The sequence below is a fragment of the Mumia sp. zg.B21 genome, from assembly GCF_019550855.1.
GTDB lineage: Bacteria > Actinomycetota > Actinomycetes > Propionibacteriales > Nocardioidaceae > Mumia.
This window is the reverse complement of record NZ_JAHWCJ010000001.1, coordinates 235099-256967: the sequence shown is the minus strand read 5'-3', so window position 1 is coordinate 256967 and position 21869 is coordinate 235099. Positions and strand designations below refer to the sequence as shown.

Here is a 21869-nt window from a genome sequence, read left to right as displayed (position 1 = left end):
TCCAGGACGGCCGTCGTCGTCATCGACGTCCTCGGGACGTCGATGTCGCGTGCTACTGGGCGAGGACGGCCTCGCCGGTGATGATGATGCTGATCTTGTCGCCGATCATGACCTTGTCACCCTCGAGCGGGATGTTGAAGTCGATGCCGAAGTCCTTGCGGCTGATCGTCGTGGTGGCCTCGATGCCCACGCGCGTCCCGCCCCACGGGTCCTGACCCTCGCCGAGGAAGTCGACGGCCAGCTCGACCGGGCGAGTGACGTCCTTGATCGTGAGGTCGCCACGCAGAACGAATTCGGTGTCGGACTTCTCGACGACGCCGGTCGACGTGAAGGTCATCGTCGGGTGGGTCTCCACCGAGAAGAAGTCGGACGAGCGCAGGTGGGCGTCACGATCAGGCGTGCCGGTGTTGATCGAGACGAGGTCGATCGTGGCGGTGGCGGTCGAGTCGGTGATCACGGGCGCGGTGGTGATGCTGCCCTCGAACCGCTCGAACTTGCCGCGAACCTTGCTCATGAGGTGGCGGACGGTGAAGCCGATCTCCGTGTGGGTCGGGTCGAACGTCCAGGTGCCTGTGGTGATCTGTGCCATGGGTTGCATCCTCTTCGGGCGGGTTGTGCTCGTCGGTCTGGTCTGGCGCTGGCGATCCGCTAGGTTCCTGCGGTTTCAACCAACTGCCGTCACGATAGCACAACTGATTTAAGATCCAACTATTCCCGCGCTACACTTCTCGCATGACCTCGACCACGCAGGCTTCCCCCGAGACACGCTGGCTCGACGACGGCCAGCAGGCGATCTGGCGGTCGTTCCTGGGCGGCTCGACGGTCTTCTTCGACCAGCTCGACCGCGACCTGAGGCGCGAGCACGACCTCTCGATGCCCGAGTACGAGATCCTCGTCCGCCTGTCCGAGGCCGACGACTGGACGCTGCGGATGGCCCAGCTCGCCGACCAGGTCTCCCACTCTCGCAGCCGGGTCACCCACACCGTCGCGCGCCTCGAGCGCGCAGGGCTGGTCGTGCGCCGCTCGTGCGTCTCGGACGGCCGCGGGGTCAACGCGCAGCTCACCGAGGCCGGCATGGAGCGGCTGCGCGAGGCTGCCCACACCCACGTCGGCGGCGTACGCCGATATCTGTTGGACAACGCCACCGACGAGGAGTTCGAGGTGATCGGTCGGGTGTTCGAGCGCATCCGCAACGACCTCGGCGGCGCGCGCTTCTGACCGACCCTCGGTGGATCAGTCGCGGGTGAGGCGCCGATAGGTCAGCGCGTGCGGCCGTGCAGCCTCGGGGCCGAGTCGCTCGACCTTGTTGGCCTCGTAGTCGGCGAAGTTGCCCTCGTACCAGTACCAGCGGGCTGGGTTCTCGGCGTCGCCCTCCCAGGCCAGCGTGTGGGTGGCGACCCGGTCGAGGAACCACCGGTCGTGGGAGACGACCACGGCACAGCCGGGGAAGTCGAGCAGCGCGTCCTCGAGCGACTGAAGCGTCTCGACGTCCAGGTCGTTGGTCGGCTCGTCGAGCAACAGCAGGTTGCCGCCCATCTTGAGCGTCAGCGCCAGGTTGAGGCGGTTGCGCTCACCGCCGGAGAGGATGCCGGCACGCTTCTGCTGATCGGGCCCCTTGAATCCGAACGACGCGACGTAGGCGCGGCTCGGCATCTCGAAGTTGGCCACCTTGATGTGGTCGAGGCCGTCCGACACGACCTCCCACACGTTCTTGGAGGGGTCGATGCCCGACCGGGACTGGTCGACGTAGGAGATCTTGACCGTGGTGCCCACAGTGAGGTCGCCGGAGTCAGGCTGCTGCTCACCGGTGATCATCTTGAACAGCGTCGTCTTGCCGACGCCGTTGGGACCGACCACGCCGACGATGCCGGCACGCGGGAGCGAGAAGTTGAGGTTGTCGATCAGCGTCCGCTCGCCGAACGACTTCTTGAGGTCGCGGACGTCGAGGACCACGTCGCCCAGGCGGGGGCCCGGCGGGATGTTGATCTCGGAGAGGTCCACCGCCCGGCTGCGCTCGGCCTCGGCGGCGAGCTCCTCGTACCGGGCCAGACGCGACTTGCTCTTGGCCTGGCGGGCCTTCGGGTTCGAGCGGACCCACTCGAGCTCACGCTCGAGGATCTTCTGCCGCTTGGCGTCCTTCTTGCCCTCGACGACCAGCCGCTGCTGCTTCGTGTCGAGGTAGGTCGAGTAGTTGCCCTCGTACGGGTGGGTCTTGCCGCGGTCGAGCTCCAGGATCCACTGCGCCACGTTGTCGAGGAAGTAGCGGTCGTGGGTCACGGCCAGGACGGCGCCTGGGTACTTGGCGAGGTGCTGCTCGAGCCAGAGCACGCTCTCGGCGTCCAGGTGGTTGGTGGGCTCGTCGAGGAGGAGCAGGTCAGGCTGCTGGAGCAGGAGCTTGCACAGCGCGACACGCCGCCGCTCTCCACCCGACAGCTTGTCGACGAGGGCGTCCGGCGGCGGGCACCGCAGCGCGTCCATGGCCTGCTCGAGACGCGAGTCCAGGTCCCACGCGTTGGCGTGGTCGAGGGCGGTCTGGAGGTCGCCCATCTCCGCGAGAAGGGAGTCGAAGTCGGCGTCGGGGCTCGCGAGCTCCTCGCTGATCGCGTTGAAGCGGTCGAGCTTGCCCTTGATGTCGGCGACGGCCTCCTCGACGTTCTGGAGGACGGTCGCGCCGTCGGTGAGAGGCGGCTCCTGGAGGAGGATGCCGACGTTGGCCCCGGGATCGAGGTGGGCGTCGCCGTTGCTCGGCTGCTCCATGCCGGCCATCAGCTTGAGCAGGGTCGACTTGCCGGTGCCGTTAGGCCCGACGACACCGATCTTGGCCCCGTGGAGGAAGGAGAGCGTCACGTCGTCGAGGACGACCTTGTCGCCGAGCGACTTGCGGACGTTGCGCAGGGTGAAGACGTAGTCAGACATGATGGGTCAAGGGTAGGCGCTCCCCCGGCCGCCGCGTGAATCGGACCGTCGAGCGGCCTGCGGCCGCGACGGCCGGGACGGAAGCGGGGCGTCAGACAGCCACCGGCTCGCCCCGCGGAGCGCCCCCGTCGACGACGTGCGTGCTCTCGAACGCCGCGACCGCCTGACCCTCGCCGCCTGCGGGCTCGGGTGTCGCCGCGGGCTCGTTGCGGTGGAACTCGGTCGTCCCACGGTTGAGGTCGTGGCAGACCGCCGTCGCCTCGAGGACGTCGCGGCAGTGCTGCTCTCCGGTCTCCCGGTCTTGCCAGGAGTGGGTCCGGAGCCTGCCGATCACGACGATCGGGTCACCGAGGGCGAGGGAGGCAGCGGCGTTCTGGGCGAGAGCGCGGGTGGCCTTGACCGTGATCCACACGGTCTCGAGGTCGCGCCACCCGCCCTGCTGGCGGTCGTAGTAGCGAGGCGTGGATCCGACCCGGAACATCGCCCAGGCGAAGCCGTTGCTCTCCCTGAGATCCACCGGCGTGCCGAGGTTGCCGTAGACGGTCATCTGGTTGTCGCTCATGTGCTGCTCCAATCATCGGGGACATCCCGATGGTGGGGCCTGCCAGAGCGCGGCGGCAGCACGCCGCTGCCGGCTGTGGACGGCGGCGCGCTGTGCGCGACGTCAGATGCGGCGGCCCAGGGCCGTCGCGATGCCGCGGCGAACCTGGTCGTACGCGGCGAGCTCGTTGTCGACGGGCGCGAGGACCCGCTCGCTCGCGACGTCGACGATCGTCGCTCGGAGCGCCTCGTCGATCTCCTGCGCCCGGCGACTCGCTGAGGACTTCGCTGCCACCGTCGCGACCATCGCGAGCACCAGACCGATCACCAGCCCTCCGACCGAGAGGTAGACGGGCAGCCAGACTCCGCCGATCATCGGCGCCGCTGCGTCGCCGGTCACCTCCGCGCCGACCAGCGCGAGCAACCAGAGCAGACCCGCCACCGTCACCGCGAGCGCCGTCCACTGGACCGTCTTGACGACCGACCACCAGGTCGGCGCGCGGTCGAGACCCAGCCCGGTGCGGGACATCGCGTGGTCCAGCACGTCGGCCAGGTCGCGGTTCGGGACGACGACGGCGCGGCGTACGGACTGCACCCACGGCGGGGTCAGGCCGATCGTGGCCTTCTCGGCGACGTCGCGGACAGCCACGTCGACCGCCGGCCGCTGCACCCTCGCGCTCACGTCATCGAACTCGAGCGACCGCAGGGCCCCGCCCTCGGTGGCCGAGGGCCGCTTCGAGCGGCCGACGAACCGCAGCGGCGGCCACGTCGTCGCCGTGACCGCACGCGAGACGAGTGCCTTCTCGGCCGAGTCCGCGACCGCCGACACGCCCGCCGCCTCGGCGAGGGTCGCCACCAGCTGGTCGCGGTCGGAGTCGGTCAACCCGATCGCCGGCACGTCTCCGCTCATCTGCTCGAACGCCTTGGCGATGTGCTCGACGTCGGCACCGGTCCGCATCCCGGCGGCCTGCTTGTCCCGGATCTTGCGGACCAGCGCGCGCTTGAAGTCGTCCACGCCGTCGCCCCGCAGGGCGGACACCGCGATGAGCGGGACCCCCGCCAACCCGTCGTCGGCCAGGAGCCGGCGGACGTCCTGCAACGTCCCGTCCCACTTCTCGGGTGGCAGCCTGTCGATCTGGTTGAGCACGACCATGGTCACGCCGGCGTGGCGGGCCAACGGGCGGAGGTAGCGGTCGTGGATCGCCGCGTCGGCGTACTTCTGGGGATCGAGGACCCACACCAGGACGTCGGCGTACTGCACGAGCCGATCGACCTCGAGGTGGTGGCTCACCTCGGTCGAGTCGTGGTCGGGCAGGTCGAGGAGCACCAGCCCGTCGAGGTTCGTGTCGTCGGGGACGGTCCCGAGCGGGCTGGTCAGCGACATCTGCTGGCGCTCGGGGATGCCCATCCACTCGAGCAGGTCACGGGACCCGCTCTCGCCCCAGGCGACTGCCATCGCCCAGGAGGTGGTCGGGCGGCGCACGCCGACGGCCGACAGCTCGATGCCGGCCACCGCGTTGAACAGCGACGACTTGCCGGAGCCGGTGGCACCGGCGAGTGCGACGACCGTACGGTCGCTGGCCAGGCGCAGGCGGTCCGCGGCGCGACGGACGACGGTGGCGCCCTCGTTCACCAGGCCAGGGTCGAGCCGGCCGGAGGCGGCATCCACGGCGGCGGCGAGGCCGTCGACGCGCGCGGCGACGTCACCGCCATTCGTGCTGAACAGCGGTGCGGGTGGGGTGTCGTTCACGTCAGTCCCAGTCCTCGGGGATCAGGTCGGTGTGGCGTGCATCCTCGGCGGCCCGAGCAGCGGCTCGAATGCTATCGGCTGCCGAGGGTGCTGCGGCAGCCCGTGCGAGTACGTCGTAAAAACGCTGGCGTTCGTCTCGCAGAACGGTCGCGGCTCGCCGGAGAAGGTCTTCTTTGGCGAGGTCGAGCAGCTGTCGCGCCGTCGTCTCCCCGAAGACGTCGATGAGCAGCTCACGGGCCGTCGAGGCCCCGGTGGCGATCTCCTCGTCGCGGGGTGCGAGCTCGTTGATGACGCAGACGCCGAGCGTGACCGCGGAGCCGGTCGTGCCGAGGGCGAGGAAGCGGGACGTCATCCGGCGTTCGGAGCCCTCCGCGCGCACGATCTCGGTGCACGCCTCGATCCAGTCGGCGGCGATCCGCTCGGCTCGCGGACGCAGCATGCGGTTGGCACGCTCCAGGTCGCGGCCGGCGTTGCGCAGGAGGATGGCGCCGGCAGGCACCTGCTCCCACAGCTGGTACGCCGCGTGGGCGCCGGCCTCGGCCTGCTCGAGCAGCAGCAGCTCGACGTTGTGGGACAAGCTCTCCTGCACCTCGTTGACGCGCGCTCGACGGCCGCGGACGCTGTCCACGATGCGGTCGCGCAGTCGCCCGATCTTGTCCTCGTTGCCGCGCAGCAGGTCGCCGGAGCCGGCGAAGTCGCGCCAGCGCGCGGCCAGCTCGCCGCGCATCAACGTGCCGTCGGAGAGGCTCTTGGCGAACGCGGCCTCAGCGCCGTTGTAAGCGCGGTCCACGTCCTCGACGAGCCCGGTGAGCACCGTGCCCTGCTCGGCGACGGCGTCGGCGACGTCGAAGGCCCCGAAGACGATCTTGCGCACCGCGCCGTCGAGGGTCTGGGTCACGATCGACGCACGCACCTCGGGGTCGCCCGCCAGGTCGTGGAGCCAGTTGAGGATCGGGGCGACCGCGCTCGGCGGCAGAAGTCCGTCGTCGTCGACCTCGGCCTCCAGGACCGTGAACAAGGGCGAGTCCTTCAGGCCACGTGCGGTGAGCATGCGGGCCAGGTGGCCGCGGACCTCGCCCATCGACTGGTCGGGCGTACGGTCCAGCACGATCGCGACGGCGGCACTGCGCTCGGCGGCCTCGCGCAGGTAGTCCCACGGGACCTGGTCGGCGTACCGTGCGGCCGAGGTGACGAACAGCCAGAGATCTGCCGCGGCGAGCAGCTCGCTCGCGAGCCGACGGTTCTCGGCCTCGACGGAGTCGACGTCAGGGGCGTCGAGGAGCGCGAGGCCCTTGGGGACGGTGTGCGCGGGCACCAGCGTCAGCGCCCGGGTGTCGTGCGACTGGGTGGTCGCACGCGCCAGGTCGGGCAGGATGCGGTCGGGCTGGAACCACTCGGCGTCGGCGGGGTTGTGCACCAACACCGCTGACCGCGTCGTGGGCCGCAGGACCCCCGAGGCGGTGACCCGGCGGCCGACGAGCGAGTTGACCAGCGTGGACTTGCCTGCGCCCGTCGACCCGCCGACCACCGTCAGCAAGGGCGCGTCGAGCTGCACCAGGCGAGGCAGCACGTAGTCGTCGAGCTGTGACAGCAGTCGGCGCTGCGCCTCGCGCCCGTCGGACGCCCCCGCGATCTCCAGCCCGAGAGCAGCACCGCTCAGCTCGGCGCGCAGCTTGAGCAGCGCAGCGAGCAGGGTGGCGGTAGAACCGTCCCTCGACACTCGGACCTCCGGGAGAGTGGGTGTGCTTGCCCCGGCCTCAGCGTAGTGGAGAGCACCACGCTTGACGCACCGGTGACCGGGGACGAGCCCGTCAGGTGGTCGCGGTCACTCTCGACGATGCGGCTCGGGGCTGTCAGGCCCCGGCGCGTTCGGGGGTACGTCGGCCGGTCGCGGCTGCGGCCGAGGGGCGTACGGCGTGTTCATCCCGTAGTGCGGCGCAGCAGGCCCAGGCGGGACGGACGGCGCCCGACCGTAGGGAGGGACCGCGTACGGGCCGGGACCGTGGGTCTGGCCGTAGCCCTGCCCGTACGGGCCGACCGGGGGCGAGGCGAAGCGCAGCGGCGGCGGGAGGACGACGTACGGCCGGAGGATCCGCATCTCGGCGAGGAAGGCGTCGACGCGCTCCACGGCGTGCGGCTTGGGCATCCGGTCGATCACTCCCGCGTACAGGAACGCCATCGTGATCGCGTCGCGCTGGTAGCGCCGCGTCGCCTTGGCCGAGATCCGGCCACCGTGCGTCCGTGCGTGCTTGACCGCCTTGCGCCGGTAGGAGAGGGAAGCGATGAACGGGATCTCGTCTGCGACGAGCCATCCTCGGCGCGCGATGTCGGTCAGCGCACGCGTCAGGTAGCGGCCCTGGTTGCGTCGCGCGACGGCGGCGAGGACCACGGTGGCCGCGAGCAGGAGACCGGTGAAGGCGTACGCGATGAGGAAACCGCCGCCCCCCAGATAGCTCACGCCGCCGTTCCAGATGCCGTGCAGCAGGACGCTCCCGAGCAGACCCGCGGACCACAGGAGTGCGCGCTTGAGGCGGGAACGCTGACTCACGGCGAGACCGACCGCGATGCCGAAGGCGGCGGTGAACATCGGGTGCGCGAACGGGCTCATGATGCCGCGGAGGACGAAGGTCACGGTCGTGGCGCCGGCCCCCTCGATGCCGGTCTCGTCGATGCCGACGTACGCGCCGGCGTAGTAGCCGATGTTCTCGACGAAGGCGAAGCCCAGCCCGACGAGCCCGGCGAAGACCAGCCCGTCGATGACCCCGTCGATCACGCGTCGCATCCGCAGGAAGGTCAGCACGAGGAAGAGGCACTTGGCCGGTTCCTCGGTCACCGGTGCGATGAAGGTCGCGAGCACCGGGTCGGAGAGGTCGAACGTCTCGGAGACGAAGATCTGCGCCGCGAGCGCGATCGCGACGGCCACGACTCCACCCCAGACCACCGCGGCCAGCTTATAGTGCCACGGCTCCGGCTCGTAGCGGTCGAGCCAGAAGAAGCAGCCGAGCAGAGCGGGCAGAGGGAGAAGCGCGTACAGCAGGCTCAGCCCGCTCCCGGCCGCGTCGCCGCTCCCGACGGCGAAGAAGCCGGCGCCCACCACACCGATCACCGCGGTGATGAGCATGAGCACGACCAGCAGCGTGTGCCCCCGCTGCCACATGGGGTCGCGCAGCCGAGGAAGCGGCCCTGGCGGGACCGGCGACGAAGGGGGCTGCGGCAGACGCGCCGCAAACGGCGGGGACACAGGGAGAACCCTAGCGGCGAGCGCCGAGAGCGACGTCGCCGCTAGGGTTGGTTCCCGTGAGCGCCCGTAGCTCAGCTGGACAGAGCAGCGGCCTTCTAATCCGCCGGTCGCAGGTTCGAATCCTGCCGGGCGCGCTCAGCTCTCCAGAGCAGCGTCGAGCTCGATCTCCGGGACGGAGGCGAGCGCCTTGCTCACCGGGCAGTCCTTCTTGGTCTGCTCGGCGACCTCGGTGAACTGCTCGGCCGTCAGGCCGTCGACCTTCGCGCGGACGGTCAGCGTGATCGTGGAGATGAGCAGCCCACCACCCTCACGGTCGGGACGGACGGTGACGTCGGCCCGCACCGTAGAGGACTGCGGCGTGCCTCCGGCCTTCGCGATCCCGCCCGACAGCGCCATCGCGTAGCAGGCCGCGTGCGCCGCCGCGAGGAGCTCCTCCGGGCTGGTCACCCCCTCGGCCTCGTCGGCGATCCGCCGCGGGAACGAGACCTCGTACGATCCGGCTCCGGAGGTGTCGAGGTTGACCCGTCCTGATCCGTCCTGCAGCCCGCCGGTCCACTGTGTCGTCGCGGTGCGTGTGGCCATGGTGTCGCTCCCGTCGTTCGTCGGTGGTGTTCCTGCCCCACCGTAGAGACGCGACGCCCCGCACGCACAAGGCGTACGGGGCGTCGATCACGATCGCTCGACCTGCGGGCGTCAGCCTGCCTTCGCGGCGGTCACCGCCGCCTCGAGGTCTGCGGGCGTCGGGATGTTGCCGCCGGAGCCGGTCACCGCGGTGCCGTCGACCCACACCGTCGGGGTCCCGGACACCTGCTGCCCCTCGGAGTCCTTGGAGGCGAACGCCTCGTCGGTGACCTCGCTCGTGCTGCCCGGCGGGTTGCCGGCCCACTCACGGAACGGACGACCCTTGATGCAGTCGGTCGCTGCCCCGGCGCCGACCTGGTCGGCCCACTCGACGAGCTGGTCCTCGTCGACGTCGGTGCTGGTCTCGTCGGGCTGGTTCTGATAGACGGTGCGCGTGTAGTCGACCCAGCCCTTGGCGCCGGCCTCCTCGAACACGCACATCGACGCCGCCAGCGCGGCGCCGGAGAACTCGTTGAGGAACGCGACCGGGCGGTACTCGACCTCGATCGCCCCGGCGGCGACCTGCTCGTCGATCCAGCCACCCGAGGTCTCCTCGAAGGCCTTGCAGACCGGGCACTGGAGGTCCTCGAAGATGGTCAGCTTGACCGGGTCCGGCTGGGCGGTGCCGCCCAGGTCCTCGGCGGTGACCAGCACGCCACCGTCCTTGGTGAGCCCCTTGGGAGTGCGGACCTCGTCACCGGCGGAGTCGTCCATCACCGACTTCACGGCGAAGCCCGCACCGGCGATGACGATGAGCACCGCGGCGACGACCGCCGCCGTGATGAGGGTGCGGCGACGCTTGTCCTGCCGCTCCTTCTCCTTGCGCATCTGCTCAGCGCGTTCACGACGGCTTCGCGAGCTCTCGGCTGCCATGGGTCACCTCGCCTTCGCGGCCGCGACGGCCTTCTGGATGTCGGCGAGCCCGGGGACGGTCGGCTTGCCGTCGGAGCCCTCGGGTCCGTTGACCGTGGCGCCGTCCACCCACACCGTCGGCGTGCCGGAGAGCTTCTCGCCCTCGGAGTCGGGCTGGTCGAACGACGCCTTGGTCGCCGGGTCGGTCCAATCGCGGAAGGGACGACCCTTGATGCAGGTCGCTGCTCCGGGCGCTCCGGCCTGCTCGGCCATGTCGACGTAGTCCTTCTCGTCCAGGCCCGAGCCCTCCGTGGGCTGGCTGGCGAAGGCGAGCTTCGCGAAGTCGCGGTAGGCCTTGGACCCGCCCTCCTCGAAGACGCACATCGCGGCGCCCATCGTGTCGTGGGAGAAGTCGGACAGGAACGCCACCGGACGGAACTCCACGTCGATCGCACCTGCCGCGACCTGCTCGTCGATCCAGTCGCCGGTCTCGTCCTCGAAGGTCTTGCAGTGCGGGCACGCGAAGTCCTCGAACACCGTCACCTTGACCGGGTCGGAGGCGGCGGAGCCGCCGAGGTCGGTGGCGGTCAGCACCACGCCACCGTCGTCGGTCAGGCCGCCGGGAGCACGCGTGGGCTCGTCGGCGGAGTTGTCGACCGCCGACTTCACGGCGAAGCCTGCTCCACCGATCACGACCAGCACGACCGCGACGATCGCGGCGGTGATGAGGGTGCGGCGACGCTTGTCCTTCCGCTCTCGCTCCATGCGCATCTGCTCCGCGCGCTCACGCCGCGCGCGCTTGTCATCCCTGCTGGCCACCTGGCTCAACCATCCTTCGCCTACGGACACGTGTCCCCCGTCCAACGCGCGGCACAGCGTCGCACGTTCCCAGGGACAGCTACCAGGCTACCGGTCGGTGTCCGCCCTTCCCGCTAGGGTTGATCGTCGTGGACACGCTTGTATGGATCGACTGCGAGATGACCGGGCTCGACCTCGAGCGCGACGCGCTCATCGAGGTGGCCGCGATCGTCACCGACTTCGAGCTCAACCCGATCGCCGACGGCATCGACGTGGTGATCAAGCCGCCACGTGAAGCCCTCGACCAGATGAACGAGGTCGTCACGCAGATGCACACCGCGTCGGGCCTCCTGACCGAGCTCGATGCCGGTCTGCCGCTCGCCGACGCCGAGCAGGTCGTCCTCGACTACATCAAGCAGCACGTCCCCGAGGCCGGCAAGGCGCCGCTCGCAGGCAACTCGATCGGCACCGACCGCGCGTTCCTCCTGCGCGACATGCCCGAGCTCGAGGGCTACCTGCACTACCGGGTCGTCGACGTCTCCTCCATCAAGGAGCTCTCGCGCCGCTGGTATCCGCGCACCTACTTCAACAGCCCGGCCAAGACCGGCAACCACCGGGCGCTGGCCGACATCCTCGAGAGCATCGAGGAGCTGCGCTACTACCGCGCCGCCGTCTTCGTCCCCGAGCCCGGGCCGGACAGCGAGACCGCCAAGGCGCTCGCCGCAGAGCACTCCGGATCGCTCCGGGCGACGGTTCCGGCGGCGCCGGAGACAGACGCCGCGGTGGAGCAGGTGGACCCGACCCGGATTTCGGACGACGAAGGCTGACCCGCTACACTCGTCTGGCCGCACTCGGTACGAGCCGGGTCGCGCGCGGTGGGTGTAGCTCAGTTGGTAGAGCACCGGCTTGTGGTGCCGGTGGTCGCGGGTTCAAGTCCCGTCATCCACCCCGATGAGGCCCGGTCAGGACGATGTCCCGACCGGGCTTCTCCCGTTCCTGGGAAGCCTTGCCCCTCGTCGCGCGTTGACCCCGACGTCGGCGCAGTCGAGGAGGAGGTCGCGGTGCACGGCGAGTACAAGGTCCCCGGAGGCAAGCTGGTGGTCGTCGACCTCGAGGTGGTCGACGGCCGGCTCAAGGACGTCCGGCTGTCGGGCGACTTCTTCCTCGAGCCCGACGACGGGCTCGACCGGATCACCGACGCGCTCGAGGGTCAGCCGGCCGACGCCTCGGTGGGGTCGTACGCGAGCGCCGTCGAGGACGCGCTCGAGGACGCCACGATGATCGGCTTCGACCCGCGCTCCGTCGGCTTCGCGGTGGCACGCGCGCTCGGACGCTCGACCGCGTGGCACGACCTCGACTTCGAGCTCGTGGACGCCGGCCCGCTCCACCCTGCGCAGCAGATGGCGCTCGACGAGGTCCTCGCGACGCAGGTCGGTGAGGGTCTGCGCGCACCGGCGCTGCGCGTCTGGGAGTGGGCGTCCAACGCGGTCATCATCGGCTCGTTCCAGTCGCTGTCGAACGAGGTCGACCTCGACGCCGCGGCACGGCACGACGCGACGGTCGTACGTCGCATGTCCGGCGGCGGCGCGATGTTCGTCGAGCCCGGCAACACGATCACGTACTCGCTGTACGTCCCTGCGTCCCTCGTCGAGGGCATGACGTTCGCCGAGTCGTACGCATTCCTCGACGCCTGGGTGATCCGTGCGTTGCGCGGGCTCGGCCTCGACGCGTCGTACGTGCCGCTCAACGACATCGCGACCCCGCACGGCAAGATCGGCGGCGCCGCGCAGAAGCGGCTGGCCAGCGGCGCGGTCCTGCACCACGTGACGATGTCGTACGACATGGACGCCGCGAAGATGCTCGACATCCTGCGGATCGGGCGCGAGAAGCTGTCGGACAAGGGGACGGCCAGCGCCGCCAAGCGGGTCGACCCCTTGCGGAGCCAGACGGGCATGACCCGCGACGAGATCGTCCGTGCGATGGTCAAGCACTTCGACGCCAGCTATGGGCTGAGGCCGGTCGCGCTCGACGAGGGAACACGCGAGGCGATGGAGTCGCTGGCCGCGGCGAAGTACGCCACCGAGGAGTGGACCGCGCGCGTACCGTGAGCCGGCTCGTCTCGTCCCGGCCGAGCGGCGCCGAGGACGCTAGTCCTCGGGGAGGAGCGGCAGCGCGCGCTCGCTGACGAAGCGGCGCTCGGAACCGTCGATCGGGTCGGTGAACGCCAGCTCGCTCGCCAGTAGCTGGAGCGGTCGCGTGAAGTCGTCCAGGTCGACGTCGAGAACCTCGGGATAGACCGGGTCGCCGACGATCGGGATGCCGAGGCCGTGGAGATGAGCCCGCAGCTGGTGGGTCCGGCCGGTCTCGGGCTCCAGGCGGTAGACGCCGTGCTCGCCGAGGCGGCCCTCGAGGACGACGCGGGTGACGGCGTTCACCCGCAGGTCCGGGACCACCGCCACCTGGAAGAGCCCGCGGCGCTTCACGAGGTGGTTGCGTACGGTCACCGGCAGGTCCAGCCCGGGGTCCACCGGCGCGAGGGCCCGGTAGGTCTTGCGCACCTCCCGCCGCTGGAACAACATCTGGTACGCGCCGCGCCATCTCCGCTCGGTGGTCAGCACGAGGACGCCCGAGGTGATCCGGTCCAACCGGTGCACGGGCGAGATCTCGGGCAGGCCGAGCTCGTCGCGCAGCCGGACCACGATGCTCTCGCGCACGTGGCGTCCCCGCGGGATCGTCGCGAGGAACGGCGGCTTGTCCACCACCACGAGGCGCTCGTCGCGATGCAGGATGCGCAGCTCCCCCGGCACCGGGGCCTCCTCGCGCAGGTCGCGGTAGAACCACACGAAGGCGTGCGGCTGGTACGGGTCGTCGGCGGCCACGGGACTTCCCCCGTCGTCGACGAACCGTCGCGTCGCGAACATGCCGGCGACGTCGACCTGCTCCGGCAGCCGCCAGCGCAGCCACTCCCCCATCGTCGCCCAGGTCACCGCCTCGCGACCGCGGTCCGGCGTCCGCAACCAGACGGCGCCGAGGCCGTTCTGGGGTGGGAGCGGGGAGCGAGGTGGCACACGTCGATCGTAGGTGGGGCGCTCTACCCGCCGCGCGCCACCGGCACGACGTCCCCCGCCCCCATCCTCGCCGCATCTGCTGTCTCGTCATCCGGCATCGTCTGGCTCTCGCGCTCCGCGGCCACCCGCGCGAGATAGTGCTCGACCTCCCGGCGCACCTGCTCGGGTCCCCATCCGAGCGGGCCCGCCATGAGGGCGGCCACCTCGTCGGCCGAGTCGACACCGCGGTCGAACGTCTCGATCGAGATCCGCGTACGGCGGGTGAGGACGTCGTCGAGATGGCGCGCGCCCTCGTGGGTCACGGCATAGACGATCTCGGCCCGCAGATAGTCGTCCGCGCCCGCGAGCGGCTCCGCCAGCGTCGGGTCGGCCTCCATGAGCTCGAGCAGCTCGTGCACCAGGGCGCCGTACCTCCGGAGCAGGTGCTCCACCCGCACCTCGTGCAGCCCGCTGCGCGCAGCGATCAGGCCACGACGGTTCCACAGCGCCGCGTACCCGTCGGCGCCGAGCAGCGGCACGTCCTCGGTCACGCACGCCGGGATCGCTCGCGACAGCTGGACACCGAGCGCGTCGGCGGCCGCGTCGACGGCGTCGCGCGCCATCACCCGGTACGTCGTGTACTTGCCGCCGGCGACCACGACCAGGCCCGGCACCGCGTGCGAGACCGCGTGCTCGCGCGACAGCGTCGAGGTCGCGTCGGACTCCCCCTCCAGCAGCGGGCGCAGCCCTGCGTACACGCCCTCCACGTCGTCGTGGGTCAACGGCGTCGCCAGCACGCTGTTGAGGTGCGCGAGCAGATAGTCGATGTCGGTCCGGCTCGCCGCAGGATGGTCCCTGGACAGCGACCAGTCGGTGTCGGTGGTGCCGACGATCCAGTGCCGCTTCCACGGGATCACGAACAGCACGGACGTCTCGGTCCGCAGGATGAGCCCGACGTCGCCCTGGATGCGGTCGCGCGGCACGACGAGGTGCACACCCTTGCTCGCCCGCACGTGGAACTGGCTGCGCTCACCCACCATCGCCTGCGTCTCGTCGGTCCAGACGCCCGTCGCGTTGATCACCTGCGACGCACGGATCTCGAGCTCGTCTCCGCTCTCGAGATCGCGCGCGACCACACCGGTGACGCGTTCGCCCTCGCGCAGCATGCCCGTCACGCGCGTGCGGGTGGCGACGTGCGCCCCGTACGAGGCAGCCGTCCGCGCGAGCATCATCGTGTGGCGCGCATCGTCGACCTGGCCGTCGTAGTACTCGATCGCACCGACGAGCGCGTCCTTGCGCAGCGCCGGCATCCGCCGCATCGCCTTGCGCCGTGAGAGGTGACGGTGACGGGGCATCCCGCGTGACTGCCCCGACAGCCACGCCATCGAGTCGTACATCGCGACCCCCGTGCCGGCGTACGCCCGCTCCCACCCGCGGTGCGTGAGCGGGTACAGGAAGGGGATCGGGCGGACGAGGTGCGGCGCGAGGCGCTCGACCAGCAGGCTGCGCTCGGCCAGCGCCTCGGCGACGAGCGAGAAGTCGAGCATCTCGAGATAGCGCAGGCCACCGTGGATCAGCTTCGACGAGCGGCTCGACGTGCCGGAGGCGAGGTCGCGTGCCTCGACCAGCCCGACCGTCAGACCCCGGGTCGCGGCGTCGAGGGCACACCCTCCGCCGACGACGCCGCCGCCGATCACGAGGACGTCGAGCGGGCCCTCCGAGGCCGTTGCGCGCAGCCGCTCGAGAGCCCCCCTGCGGGCTGCGTGGTCCAGCGCGACGGGCCGCACGTCAGTCGACCTCCACCCAGTCGAGGGTGCGTTCGACGGCCTTCTGCCACCCCGCGTACGCCGACTCGCGCCGCTCCTCGTCCCACTGCGGCTCCCAGCGCTTCGACTCCTGCCAGTTCTCCCGCAGCTCGTCGGTGCTGTCCCAGAAGCCCACGGCCAGTCCCGCCGCGTACGCCGCTCCCAGCGCCGTGGTCTCCGACACGACGGGCCGGCTGACCGGAGTCCCGAGCACGTCGGCCTGGATCTGCATGCAGAGCTCGTTGTCGGTGACGCCGCCGTCGACCTTGAGCACGTCGACGGCCACGCCCGAGTCCTCGCGCATGGCGTCGGCGACGTCGCGCGACTGGAAGCAGATCGCCTCCAGCGTCGCTCGCGCCAGGTGCGCGTTGGTGTTGTAGCGGGACAGGCCGACGATCGCGCCGCGGGCGTCCGAGCGCCAGTACGGCGCGAACAGCCCCGAGAACGCCGGCACGAAGTAGACGCCGCCGTTGTCCTCGACCTGGCGTGCCAGGGCCTCGGACTGGGCGGCCCCGGAGATGATGCCGAGCTGGTCTCGCAACCACTGCACCGCCGACCCGGTGACGGCGATCGAGCCCTCCAGCGCATAGACCGGGTCGGCGTCTCCGAGCTGGTAGGCCACCGTCGTCAGCAGACCCGCCTTGCTGCGCACGAGTTCGGTGCCGGTGTTGAGGAGGAGGAAGTTGCCGGTGCCGTAGGTGTTCTTGGCCTCCCCCGGCGCGAAGCACACCTGCCCGACGAGCGCCGCCTGCTGGTCGCCGAGGATGCCGGTGATCGGCACCTCGCCGTCGAGAGGACCGTTGTCGAGCGTGGTGCCGTACGCGTCGGTGAGCGACGACGGTCGGATGTCGGGGAGCATCGCGCGCGGGATGTCGAAGATCTCCAGCAGGTCGTCGTCCCAGTCGAGAGTCTCGAGGTTCATCAGCATCGTCCGGCTGGCGTTGGTCACGTCGGTGACGTGCACGCCGCCCCGGCGTCCGCCGGTGAGCTGCCAGACCACCCACGAGTCGGTCGTCCCGAACAGCGCGTCACCGCGCTCGGCGGCCTCGCGGACACCGGGCACGTTCTCGAGGATCCAGGCGATCTTGCCGCCGGAGAAGTAGGTGGCCGGCGGCAGGCCCGCCTTCTCGCGGATGACCTGGCCGCGGCCGTCGTGCTCCAGGCGGGAGGCGAGCCGGTCGGTGCGGGTGTCCTGCCAGACGATCGCGGGCCCGTACGGCCGTCCGGTGCGGCGGTCCCAGACGACGGTGGTCTCACGTTGGTTCGTGATCCCGAGGGCCGCCAGGTCCGACGACGAGAGGCCGGCCTTGGCGAGCGCGGTCTGGATGACGGCGCTCGTGCGCTCCCAGATCTCCAGCGGGTTGTGCTCCACCCAGCCGCTGCGCGGCATGATCTGCTCGTGCTCGAGCTGGTGACGGGCGACCTCGTTGCCGCCGTGGTCGAAGATCATGAAGCGGGTGCTGGTCGTGCCCTGGTCCACGGACCCCACGAAGTCGGCCATGCGACGTTTCTACACGCTCGCCCCCGCCTCCGGCACCCCGAGCATCGCGAGGAAGGCCGCTGCCGCCGGTGACGGGCGGAAGCGGCTCCAGGCGAGGTGCTCCTCGCGGACCGGGGCGTCGGTGATCGGGACCGTACGGACGCCGGGGAGCGTGGCCGCGTACGCCTCCGGCAAGAGCGCCACCCCGAGACCCTCCGCGACCAGACGTCCGGCGAGGTCACCGGTCGTGACCTCGAAGGCGACGTGCCGCTCGACGCCCGAGGCGGCGAAGGCCAGATCGGACTGGACGCGTCCCGGCGTCCCCGCCGTGAAGTCGACGAAGTCGTCGTCTCCCAGCTCGGCGAGGCTCGTGCGGCGCCGATCCGCCAGTGGATGGTCCGGTGCGAGGACGGCCACGAGCGTGCCGCGACCGAGGAGACGCGAGCGTACGCCGGCGGGCTCGCGCCCTGGCGGAAGGCCGAGGAACGCGACATCGATCGACGCGCCCGCGATCCGTGCCACCAGCTCCTCGCTCCCGTCGGTCCGCAGACTCACGTCGACGCGCGGGTGGTCGTCACGGAAGGCGCGCAGGACCTGGGGGACGTCGACGGCGGTGACGGTCGGGATGGCACCGAGACGCAGTCGTCCGCTCACCACGCCGGAGACGGCGGCCGCCTCCGCCCGCGCACGCTCGGCCGCGTCGAGAGCCTCCCGTGCCGCGGGAAGGAACGCCTCGCCCGCCGCGGTCAGCGCGACCCGGCGACTCGTGCGTTCGAACAGCCGGGCCCCGACCTCTCGCTCGAGCTTGGCAACCTGGTGGCTGAGCGCCGACTGGACGACGTGGCAGCGCTGTGCGGCGCGCGTGAAGCTGCGCGTCTCGGCGACGGCGACCACGTAGCGGAGTTGCTGGAGCTCCATCCGCCCATGGTGGCAGATCGATCTCAAATCGCGATCGCTGGCGTGACAAGCATGCGTTGGACTCATGCACCCTGACGGCTCAGGCTGGAGTCATGCCCGGCCCGCGCGACCTGCCCCGCTCCCTGCTCCTGCTCATGGCGCTGTCCACCGGGCTGTCGGTCTCGGCGAACTACCTCGCGCTCCCCCTCCTCGACCTGCTCGCCGACGACCTCGGGATCAGAGACTCGACAGCGGGCATGATCGTGACCGCCGCGCAGGTCGGGTACGCCGTCGGCCTGCTCGCCATCGTCCCTCTGGGTGACCTCCTCGAACGGCGTCGGCTGGCGGTCTCCCTCCTCGGCGCGACGGCCGTCCTGCTGGTCGCGTCGTCGCTCGCGCCCGGCGGCCGCGTCCTCCTCGTCACCACCGCGCTCACGGCGCTGACGTCGGTCGCGGCGCAGGTCGTCGTCCCGTTCGCGGTGACGCTCGCCGAGCCGGAGCAGCGGGGCCGGGTGGTCGCTGTCGTGATGAGCGGTCTGCTCCTGGGGAGCATCGTGTCGCGGCCGATCTCGGGGGCGGTCGCGCAGCTCGCCGGGTGGCGGTCGGTCTACGTCGTGTGCGGGGTGCTGGTGGCGGCGGTCGCGGTGGCGCTTCGGGTGCGGCTCCCGACGCTCCAGACACCGAGCGGCCTCGCCTATCCCGCCCTCCTCGGCTCGACGCTCGCGCTCTTCGGGACGCAACCCGTGCTGCGCCGCCGTGCGCTCGTCGCCGCGTTGTCGCTGGCGTCCTTCAACACGTTCTGGACTGCGTCGACCTTCCTGCTCGCCACCTCGTACGGGTGGTCGGAGGCAGCGATCGGCGCCTTCGGTCTGATGGGGATCGCCGGAGTCGTGGCGACGCCGGTCGCGGGGCGGCTGGTCGACGCCGGGCGTGCCCGTGCGGTCGCCCGGGCGTCGACGCTCGCCCTGCCGATCGCGTGGGGCCTGATCGCGCTCGGCGGAGGAGGCGGCGCGGCGGGGTTGACGTGGCTGCTGCTCGGCGTGCTGGCGCTCGTGGTGGCGCAGCAGATGCTGCTCAACGCGAACCAGAACGCGATCTATGCGCTCGACCCTGCGATGCGCAACCGGCTCAACGCGGCGTTCATGACGGCGTTCTTCGTCGGCGGGGCCGCAGGGTCGGCCGCGACGACCGCCGCCTGGGTGGCCGGCGGGTGGGCCGCGGTCAGCGCGCTCGGCGCCGTGCTCGCGGCCTCGACCTGCGTGGTGTGGCTCGAGGGACGGCGGGCGCCGAGGGATCTCGATACGGGCTCCGCTGGCGCTCCGCCCCACTCGCCCAACGGGGCTCAACGCGGGCCAGTGCCTCACGCGCCGGGCGCGGCTCCGCCGACGTCGCCGTGCGGCATCTCCTTCGCCGGGATCTGGCCGAACCGTCCCCTGCGGAAGTCCTCGTACGCCTCCATGCCTCCTGACGTAACAGGGAGACATGAGCGCGCAGTCCGCCAGGACGCCGGAGGCTGCTCACACAAAAGGCCCCGACCCCTCATGAAGAGGAGCCGGGGCCTTCAGGAACGGTCAGTCGTCGGCAGACGTGCGCAGGTCGATCGATGGGACGATCGCCTCCGGCTTAAACGTGACCCGATAGTGGTTCGGGTCCGCGTACGCGCCTTCGATCTGCTCGACGAAGTACGAGACGTTGTCAGACAGCCCGAGGAAGTGCTTCTTGTAGGCGCCCTTCCCGACCTTGCACGTCACTTCGAGTTGCCCGCCATCGTCCTCGATCGCGCACCGGCCCTCGATCGTCAGAAGGTACTTGTCCGTGATCCCGTTGAAGAACACGACGTCGTGAGTGTGCCGATAGCGGCGACACCAGCGAGCGCGGTGAGCGACTTCTTGAATCTCATGTGGCCTCTTAGGACGTCAGGGAACGATCGGGGAGGGAGTCCGCCAGGGCGCCGCGCGCTGCTCAGGGCAAAAGCGAAGCCCCCGGACCCGAGTAAGGGTGCCAGGGGCCGGGGTCAGCGGATCGGGAGCGGGTCGCGGGTGTAGGGGCCCCGGTCCGCCGCGAAGGCCGCAGCCGTCGGTGATCGATCCGCCGCTGTGGGAGTCGGCGTGGTCGAAGACGCCATCGAGCATGTAGGTCACGGTCTCGAAGCCGCGGTGCGGGTGCCACGGCGTGCCCTTGGGCTCGCCCGGCGCGTATTCGACCTCGCCCATCGGGTCCATGTCCGCCCGACGGCTGGCTGGCTGGCTGGCTGGCTGGCTGGCACGCACTACTACTCGATCAACCAGCCTAGGCTGACCCGCATGACTCACGACGTCGTCATCGTCGGCGGGGGCCACAACGGCCTCGTCGCCGCAACCCTCCTCGCCCGCAGCGGCCTCCGTACGGTGCTGCTCGAACGCCTCGACCGGACCGGCGGCGCCGCCGTGAGCGAGCGCCCGTTCCCGGGGGTCGATGCCCGGCTTTCGCGCTACTCCTACCTCGTCTCGCTCATGCCGCACGAGTTGATCAAGGACCTCGGTCTCGAGCTCGAGCTGCGGGCACGCGACACCGCCTCGTACACGCCCTACGACGGTGGCGGGCTGCTCGTCGAGACGCGCGAGGGACGGTCGACAGCAGAGTCGTTCCGGGAGACGACGGGGACCAACACCGAGTACGACGCCTGGCGGGCCTTCTACGCCGACGCGCAGAGGCTGGCGCTCTCCGTGGCGCCGACCTTGCTGCGGCCGCTGCCCACGACCGAGGCGATCCGAGAGGACGTGGGCGAGGCCGTGTGGAGCGACCTCGTGGCGCGGCCGCTGGGCCACGCCATCGAGCGTCGCTTCACCAGCGACCTCGTCCGCGGCGTGGTCGCGACCGACGGCCTGATCGGCACGTACGCCTCGCTGCACGACCCGACGCTCCAGCAGAACCGCTGCTTCCTCTATCACCTGGTCGGCAACGGGAACGGCGAGTGGCGGGTCCCGGTGGGCGGCATGGGCGCGGTGACCGACGAGCTGCGTCGCGTCGCCGAGGAGGCCGGCGCGGAGATCCGGACGGGGGTGACGGTCCGTGCCGTCGATGCGGACACCGACGGCGTCGTCGTCCACGCCGACGGCCTCGACGTCGAGGCCCGCTGGTTGCTGTCGGGCGTGGCACCGTACGTGCTGGCGGGGCTGCTCGGTGATCCCCTGCCCTCGAAGCCCGAGGGGTCCCAGCTCAAGATCAACCTGCTCGTCGACCGGCTGCCTCGGCTGAAGTCGGGCGTCGACCCGAAGGTCGCCTTCGCCGGCACCTTCCATCTCGGCGAGACCTACGAGGAGCTCGAGCGGGCGTTCGCGACGCCGTCGCCCGACGTGGCCTGCGGGGAGCTGTACTGCCACACGCTCACCGACCGCTCGATCCTCGGTGCGGAGCTCGCGGGGACGGACGCGCAGACGTTGACGTACTTCGGGATCCACTGGCCGTACGCCGAGAGCAGCGATGACGCCAAGGCGCGCGGCTGGCGGGCGTTCGAGTCGGCGATCGACGCCTACCTCGAGGAGCCGATCGCGTCGGTGATCGCGCGCGACGCGAACGGCGACCCCTGCGTCGAGGTCAAGACTCCGGCGGACATCGAGAAGGATCTCGCGATGCCGGGTGGCCACATCTTCCACGGCGACCTGCAGTGGCCCTGGGTCGAGCAGCTGGGCCGTACGCCGGCGGAGCGGTGGGGTGTCCAGACCGGGCACGCGCGCGTGCTGGTGTGCGGATCGGGTGCACGGCGCGGCGGCGCGGTCAGCGGCATCGGGGGGCACAACGCTGCGATGGCGGTGCTCGACCACGAGGGCCGCGCAGCCTGAGCGTCCCCGTCCGCCCCGTCCGCGTTTCGTCGAGTTCCGGTCTGTTCTTCGTCGTGATTCGGTCCACAACTCGACAAAACGGGGACGGTGCCGCACCCCGG

Annotated in this window: 18 protein-coding genes, 2 tRNA genes and 1 pseudogene; 7 read left to right on the top strand and 14 right to left on the bottom strand. The window is 70.8% G+C overall.

Annotation, left to right across the window (positions count from 1 at the left end; all coding sequences use genetic code 11):
- Positions 1 to 52: 52 nt before the first annotated feature.
- Entirely contained in the window at positions 53 to 589 is a 537-nt protein-coding gene (locus KV100_RS01395; protein WP_255559266.1) for a YceI family protein, read from the bottom strand.
- 143 nt (positions 590 to 732) lie between these two features.
- Between KV100_RS01395 and KV100_RS01390 the strand changes: the two genes are divergently transcribed.
- Positions 733 to 1218 (top strand): MarR family winged helix-turn-helix transcriptional regulator, encoded by a 486-nt coding sequence (locus KV100_RS01390; RefSeq protein ID WP_220341119.1) that lies wholly within the window; start codon positions 733 to 735, stop codon positions 1216 to 1218.
- Positions 1219 to 1233: 15 nt separating this feature from the next.
- Here KV100_RS01390 and ettA read toward each other — a convergent pair whose 3' ends face one another.
- The 5 genes from ettA to KV100_RS01365 form a co-directional block, all read right to left on the bottom strand.
- Positions 1234 to 2916, bottom strand: coding sequence for an energy-dependent translational throttle protein EttA (ettA, locus tag KV100_RS01385; protein ID WP_220341118.1), 1683 nt, complete (start codon positions 2914 to 2916; stop codon positions 1234 to 1236).
- Positions 2917 to 3007: 91 nt separating this feature from the next.
- On the bottom strand, positions 3008 to 3478 hold the full coding sequence (locus KV100_RS01380) for a single-stranded DNA-binding protein (protein WP_220341117.1): 471 nt from the start codon (positions 3476 to 3478) through the stop codon (positions 3008 to 3010).
- A gap of 102 nt (positions 3479 to 3580) precedes the next feature.
- On the bottom strand, positions 3581 to 5206 hold the full coding sequence (locus KV100_RS01375) for a GTPase (protein WP_220341116.1): 1626 nt from the start codon (positions 5204 to 5206) through the stop codon (positions 3581 to 3583).
- 1 nt (position 5207) lies between these two features.
- Complete coding sequence (locus KV100_RS01370; protein ID WP_301022093.1) at positions 5208 to 6926, bottom strand: dynamin family protein; 1719 nt, start codon at positions 6924 to 6926, stop codon at positions 5208 to 5210.
- A gap of 105 nt (positions 6927 to 7031) precedes the next feature.
- Entirely contained in the window at positions 7032 to 8447 is a 1416-nt protein-coding gene (locus KV100_RS01365) for a PrsW family intramembrane metalloprotease (protein ID WP_220341115.1), read from the bottom strand.
- Positions 8448 to 8507: 60 nt separating this feature from the next.
- On the opposite strand from KV100_RS01365, the gene KV100_RS01360 reads away from it, so the two are divergent.
- A tRNA-Arg gene (locus KV100_RS01360) sits at positions 8508 to 8581 on the top strand.
- Position 8582: 1 nt separating this feature from the next.
- Here the strand turns inward: KV100_RS01360 and KV100_RS01355 are convergent.
- The 3 genes from KV100_RS01355 to KV100_RS01345 form a co-directional block, all read right to left on the bottom strand.
- Positions 8583 to 9029 (bottom strand): OsmC family peroxiredoxin, encoded by a 447-nt coding sequence (locus tag KV100_RS01355; RefSeq protein ID WP_220341114.1) that lies wholly within the window; start codon positions 9027 to 9029, stop codon positions 8583 to 8585.
- A gap of 111 nt (positions 9030 to 9140) precedes the next feature.
- Positions 9141 to 9941, bottom strand: coding sequence for a thioredoxin domain-containing protein (locus tag KV100_RS01350; protein ID WP_220341113.1), 801 nt, complete (start codon positions 9939 to 9941; stop codon positions 9141 to 9143).
- A 3-nt stretch (positions 9942 to 9944) separates the two neighbouring features.
- Complete coding sequence (locus tag KV100_RS01345) at positions 9945 to 10739, bottom strand: thioredoxin domain-containing protein (protein WP_220341112.1); 795 nt, start codon at positions 10737 to 10739, stop codon at positions 9945 to 9947.
- 119 nt (positions 10740 to 10858) lie between these two features.
- Here KV100_RS01345 and orn point away from each other — a divergent pair, with 119 nt between their 5' ends.
- The 3 genes from orn (at position 10859) to KV100_RS01330 (ending at position 12826) form a co-directional block, all read left to right on the top strand.
- A complete protein-coding gene (gene orn / locus KV100_RS01340) occupies positions 10859 to 11545 on the top strand; it encodes an oligoribonuclease (RefSeq protein WP_220341111.1) in 687 nt (228 codons plus the stop codon).
- A 48-nt stretch (positions 11546 to 11593) separates the two neighbouring features.
- Positions 11594 to 11666, top strand: a tRNA-His gene (locus tag KV100_RS01335).
- Between the two features lie 113 nt (positions 11667 to 11779).
- Positions 11780 to 12826, top strand: a complete 1047-nt coding sequence (locus KV100_RS01330) for a biotin/lipoate A/B protein ligase family protein (protein ID WP_220341110.1) — start codon at positions 11780 to 11782, stop codon at positions 12824 to 12826.
- Between the two features lie 39 nt (positions 12827 to 12865).
- Here KV100_RS01330 and KV100_RS01325 read toward each other — a convergent pair whose 3' ends face one another.
- The 4 genes from KV100_RS01325 to KV100_RS01310 form a co-directional block, all read right to left on the bottom strand.
- A complete protein-coding gene (locus KV100_RS01325; RefSeq protein ID WP_220342450.1) occupies positions 12866 to 13690 on the bottom strand; it encodes a pseudouridine synthase in 825 nt (274 codons plus the stop codon).
- Positions 13691 to 13809: 119 nt separating this feature from the next.
- Positions 13810 to 15552, bottom strand: coding sequence for a glycerol-3-phosphate dehydrogenase/oxidase (locus KV100_RS01320; protein WP_220341109.1), 1743 nt, complete (start codon positions 15550 to 15552; stop codon positions 13810 to 13812).
- A 1-nt stretch (position 15553) separates the two neighbouring features.
- Positions 15554 to 17071: a glycerol kinase GlpK gene (gene glpK, locus KV100_RS01315; protein WP_220341108.1), complete on the bottom strand. Its 1518-nt coding sequence runs from the start codon at positions 17069 to 17071 to the stop codon at positions 15554 to 15556.
- A gap of 9 nt (positions 17072 to 17080) precedes the next feature.
- The gene (locus KV100_RS01310; protein WP_220341107.1) at positions 17081 to 17968 is read right to left on the bottom strand and encodes a LysR family transcriptional regulator; all 888 of its coding nucleotides are present in this window, start codon (positions 17966 to 17968) and stop codon (positions 17081 to 17083) included.
- A 92-nt stretch (positions 17969 to 18060) separates the two neighbouring features.
- Here KV100_RS01310 and KV100_RS01305 point away from each other — a divergent pair, with 92 nt between their 5' ends.
- Positions 18061 to 19992 carry an MFS transporter gene (locus KV100_RS01305; RefSeq protein ID WP_220341106.1) on the top strand — a complete coding sequence of 644 codons (1932 nt, stop codon included), beginning with the start codon at positions 18061 to 18063 and terminating at the stop codon, positions 19990 to 19992.
- 108 nt (positions 19993 to 20100) lie between these two features.
- Here KV100_RS01305 and KV100_RS20310 read toward each other — a convergent pair.
- Positions 20101 to 20160, bottom strand: a pseudogene (locus KV100_RS20310) (hypothetical protein); the annotation flags it as partial.
- Positions 20161 to 20250: 90 nt separating this feature from the next.
- Here KV100_RS20310 and KV100_RS01295 point away from each other — a divergent pair.
- The gene (locus KV100_RS01295) at positions 20251 to 21768 is read left to right on the top strand and encodes an NAD(P)/FAD-dependent oxidoreductase (RefSeq protein WP_220341105.1); all 1518 of its coding nucleotides are present in this window, start codon (positions 20251 to 20253) and stop codon (positions 21766 to 21768) included.
- Positions 21769 to 21869 lie beyond the last annotated feature (101 nt).

Bases quoted from the DNA above. Each gene is read 5' to 3' on its own strand.
- KV100_RS01310 (WP_220341107.1), bottom strand. From the start codon at position 17,968: ATGGAGCTCCAGCAACTCCGCTACGTGGTCGCCGTCGCCGAGACGCGC.
- KV100_RS01390 (WP_220341119.1), top strand. From the start codon at position 733: ATGACCTCGACCACGCAGGCTTCCCCCGAGACACGCTGGCTCGACGAC.
- KV100_RS01355 (WP_220341114.1), bottom strand. From the start codon at position 9,029: ATGGCCACACGCACCGCGACGACACAGTGGACCGGCGGGCTGCAGGAC.
- KV100_RS01295 (WP_220341105.1), top strand. From the start codon at position 20,251: ATGACTCACGACGTCGTCATCGTCGGCGGGGGCCACAACGGCCTCGTC.
- glpK (WP_220341108.1), bottom strand. From the start codon at position 17,071: ATGGCCGACTTCGTGGGGTCCGTGGACCAGGGCACGACCAGCACCCGC.
- KV100_RS01325 (WP_220342450.1), bottom strand. From the start codon at position 13,690: ATGGGGGAGTGGCTGCGCTGGCGGCTGCCGGAGCAGGTCGACGTCGCC.
- KV100_RS01305 (WP_220341106.1), top strand. From the start codon at position 18,061: ATGCCCGGCCCGCGCGACCTGCCCCGCTCCCTGCTCCTGCTCATGGCG.
- ettA (WP_220341118.1), bottom strand. From the start codon at position 2,916: ATGTCTGACTACGTCTTCACCCTGCGCAACGTCCGCAAGTCGCTCGGC.
- KV100_RS01395 (WP_255559266.1), bottom strand. From the start codon at position 589: ATGGCACAGATCACCACAGGCACCTGGACGTTCGACCCGACCCACACG.
- KV100_RS01380 (WP_220341117.1), bottom strand. From the start codon at position 3,478: ATGAGCGACAACCAGATGACCGTCTACGGCAACCTCGGCACGCCGGTG.
- KV100_RS01350 (WP_220341113.1), bottom strand. From the start codon at position 9,941: ATGGCAGCCGAGAGCTCGCGAAGCCGTCGTGAACGCGCTGAGCAGATG.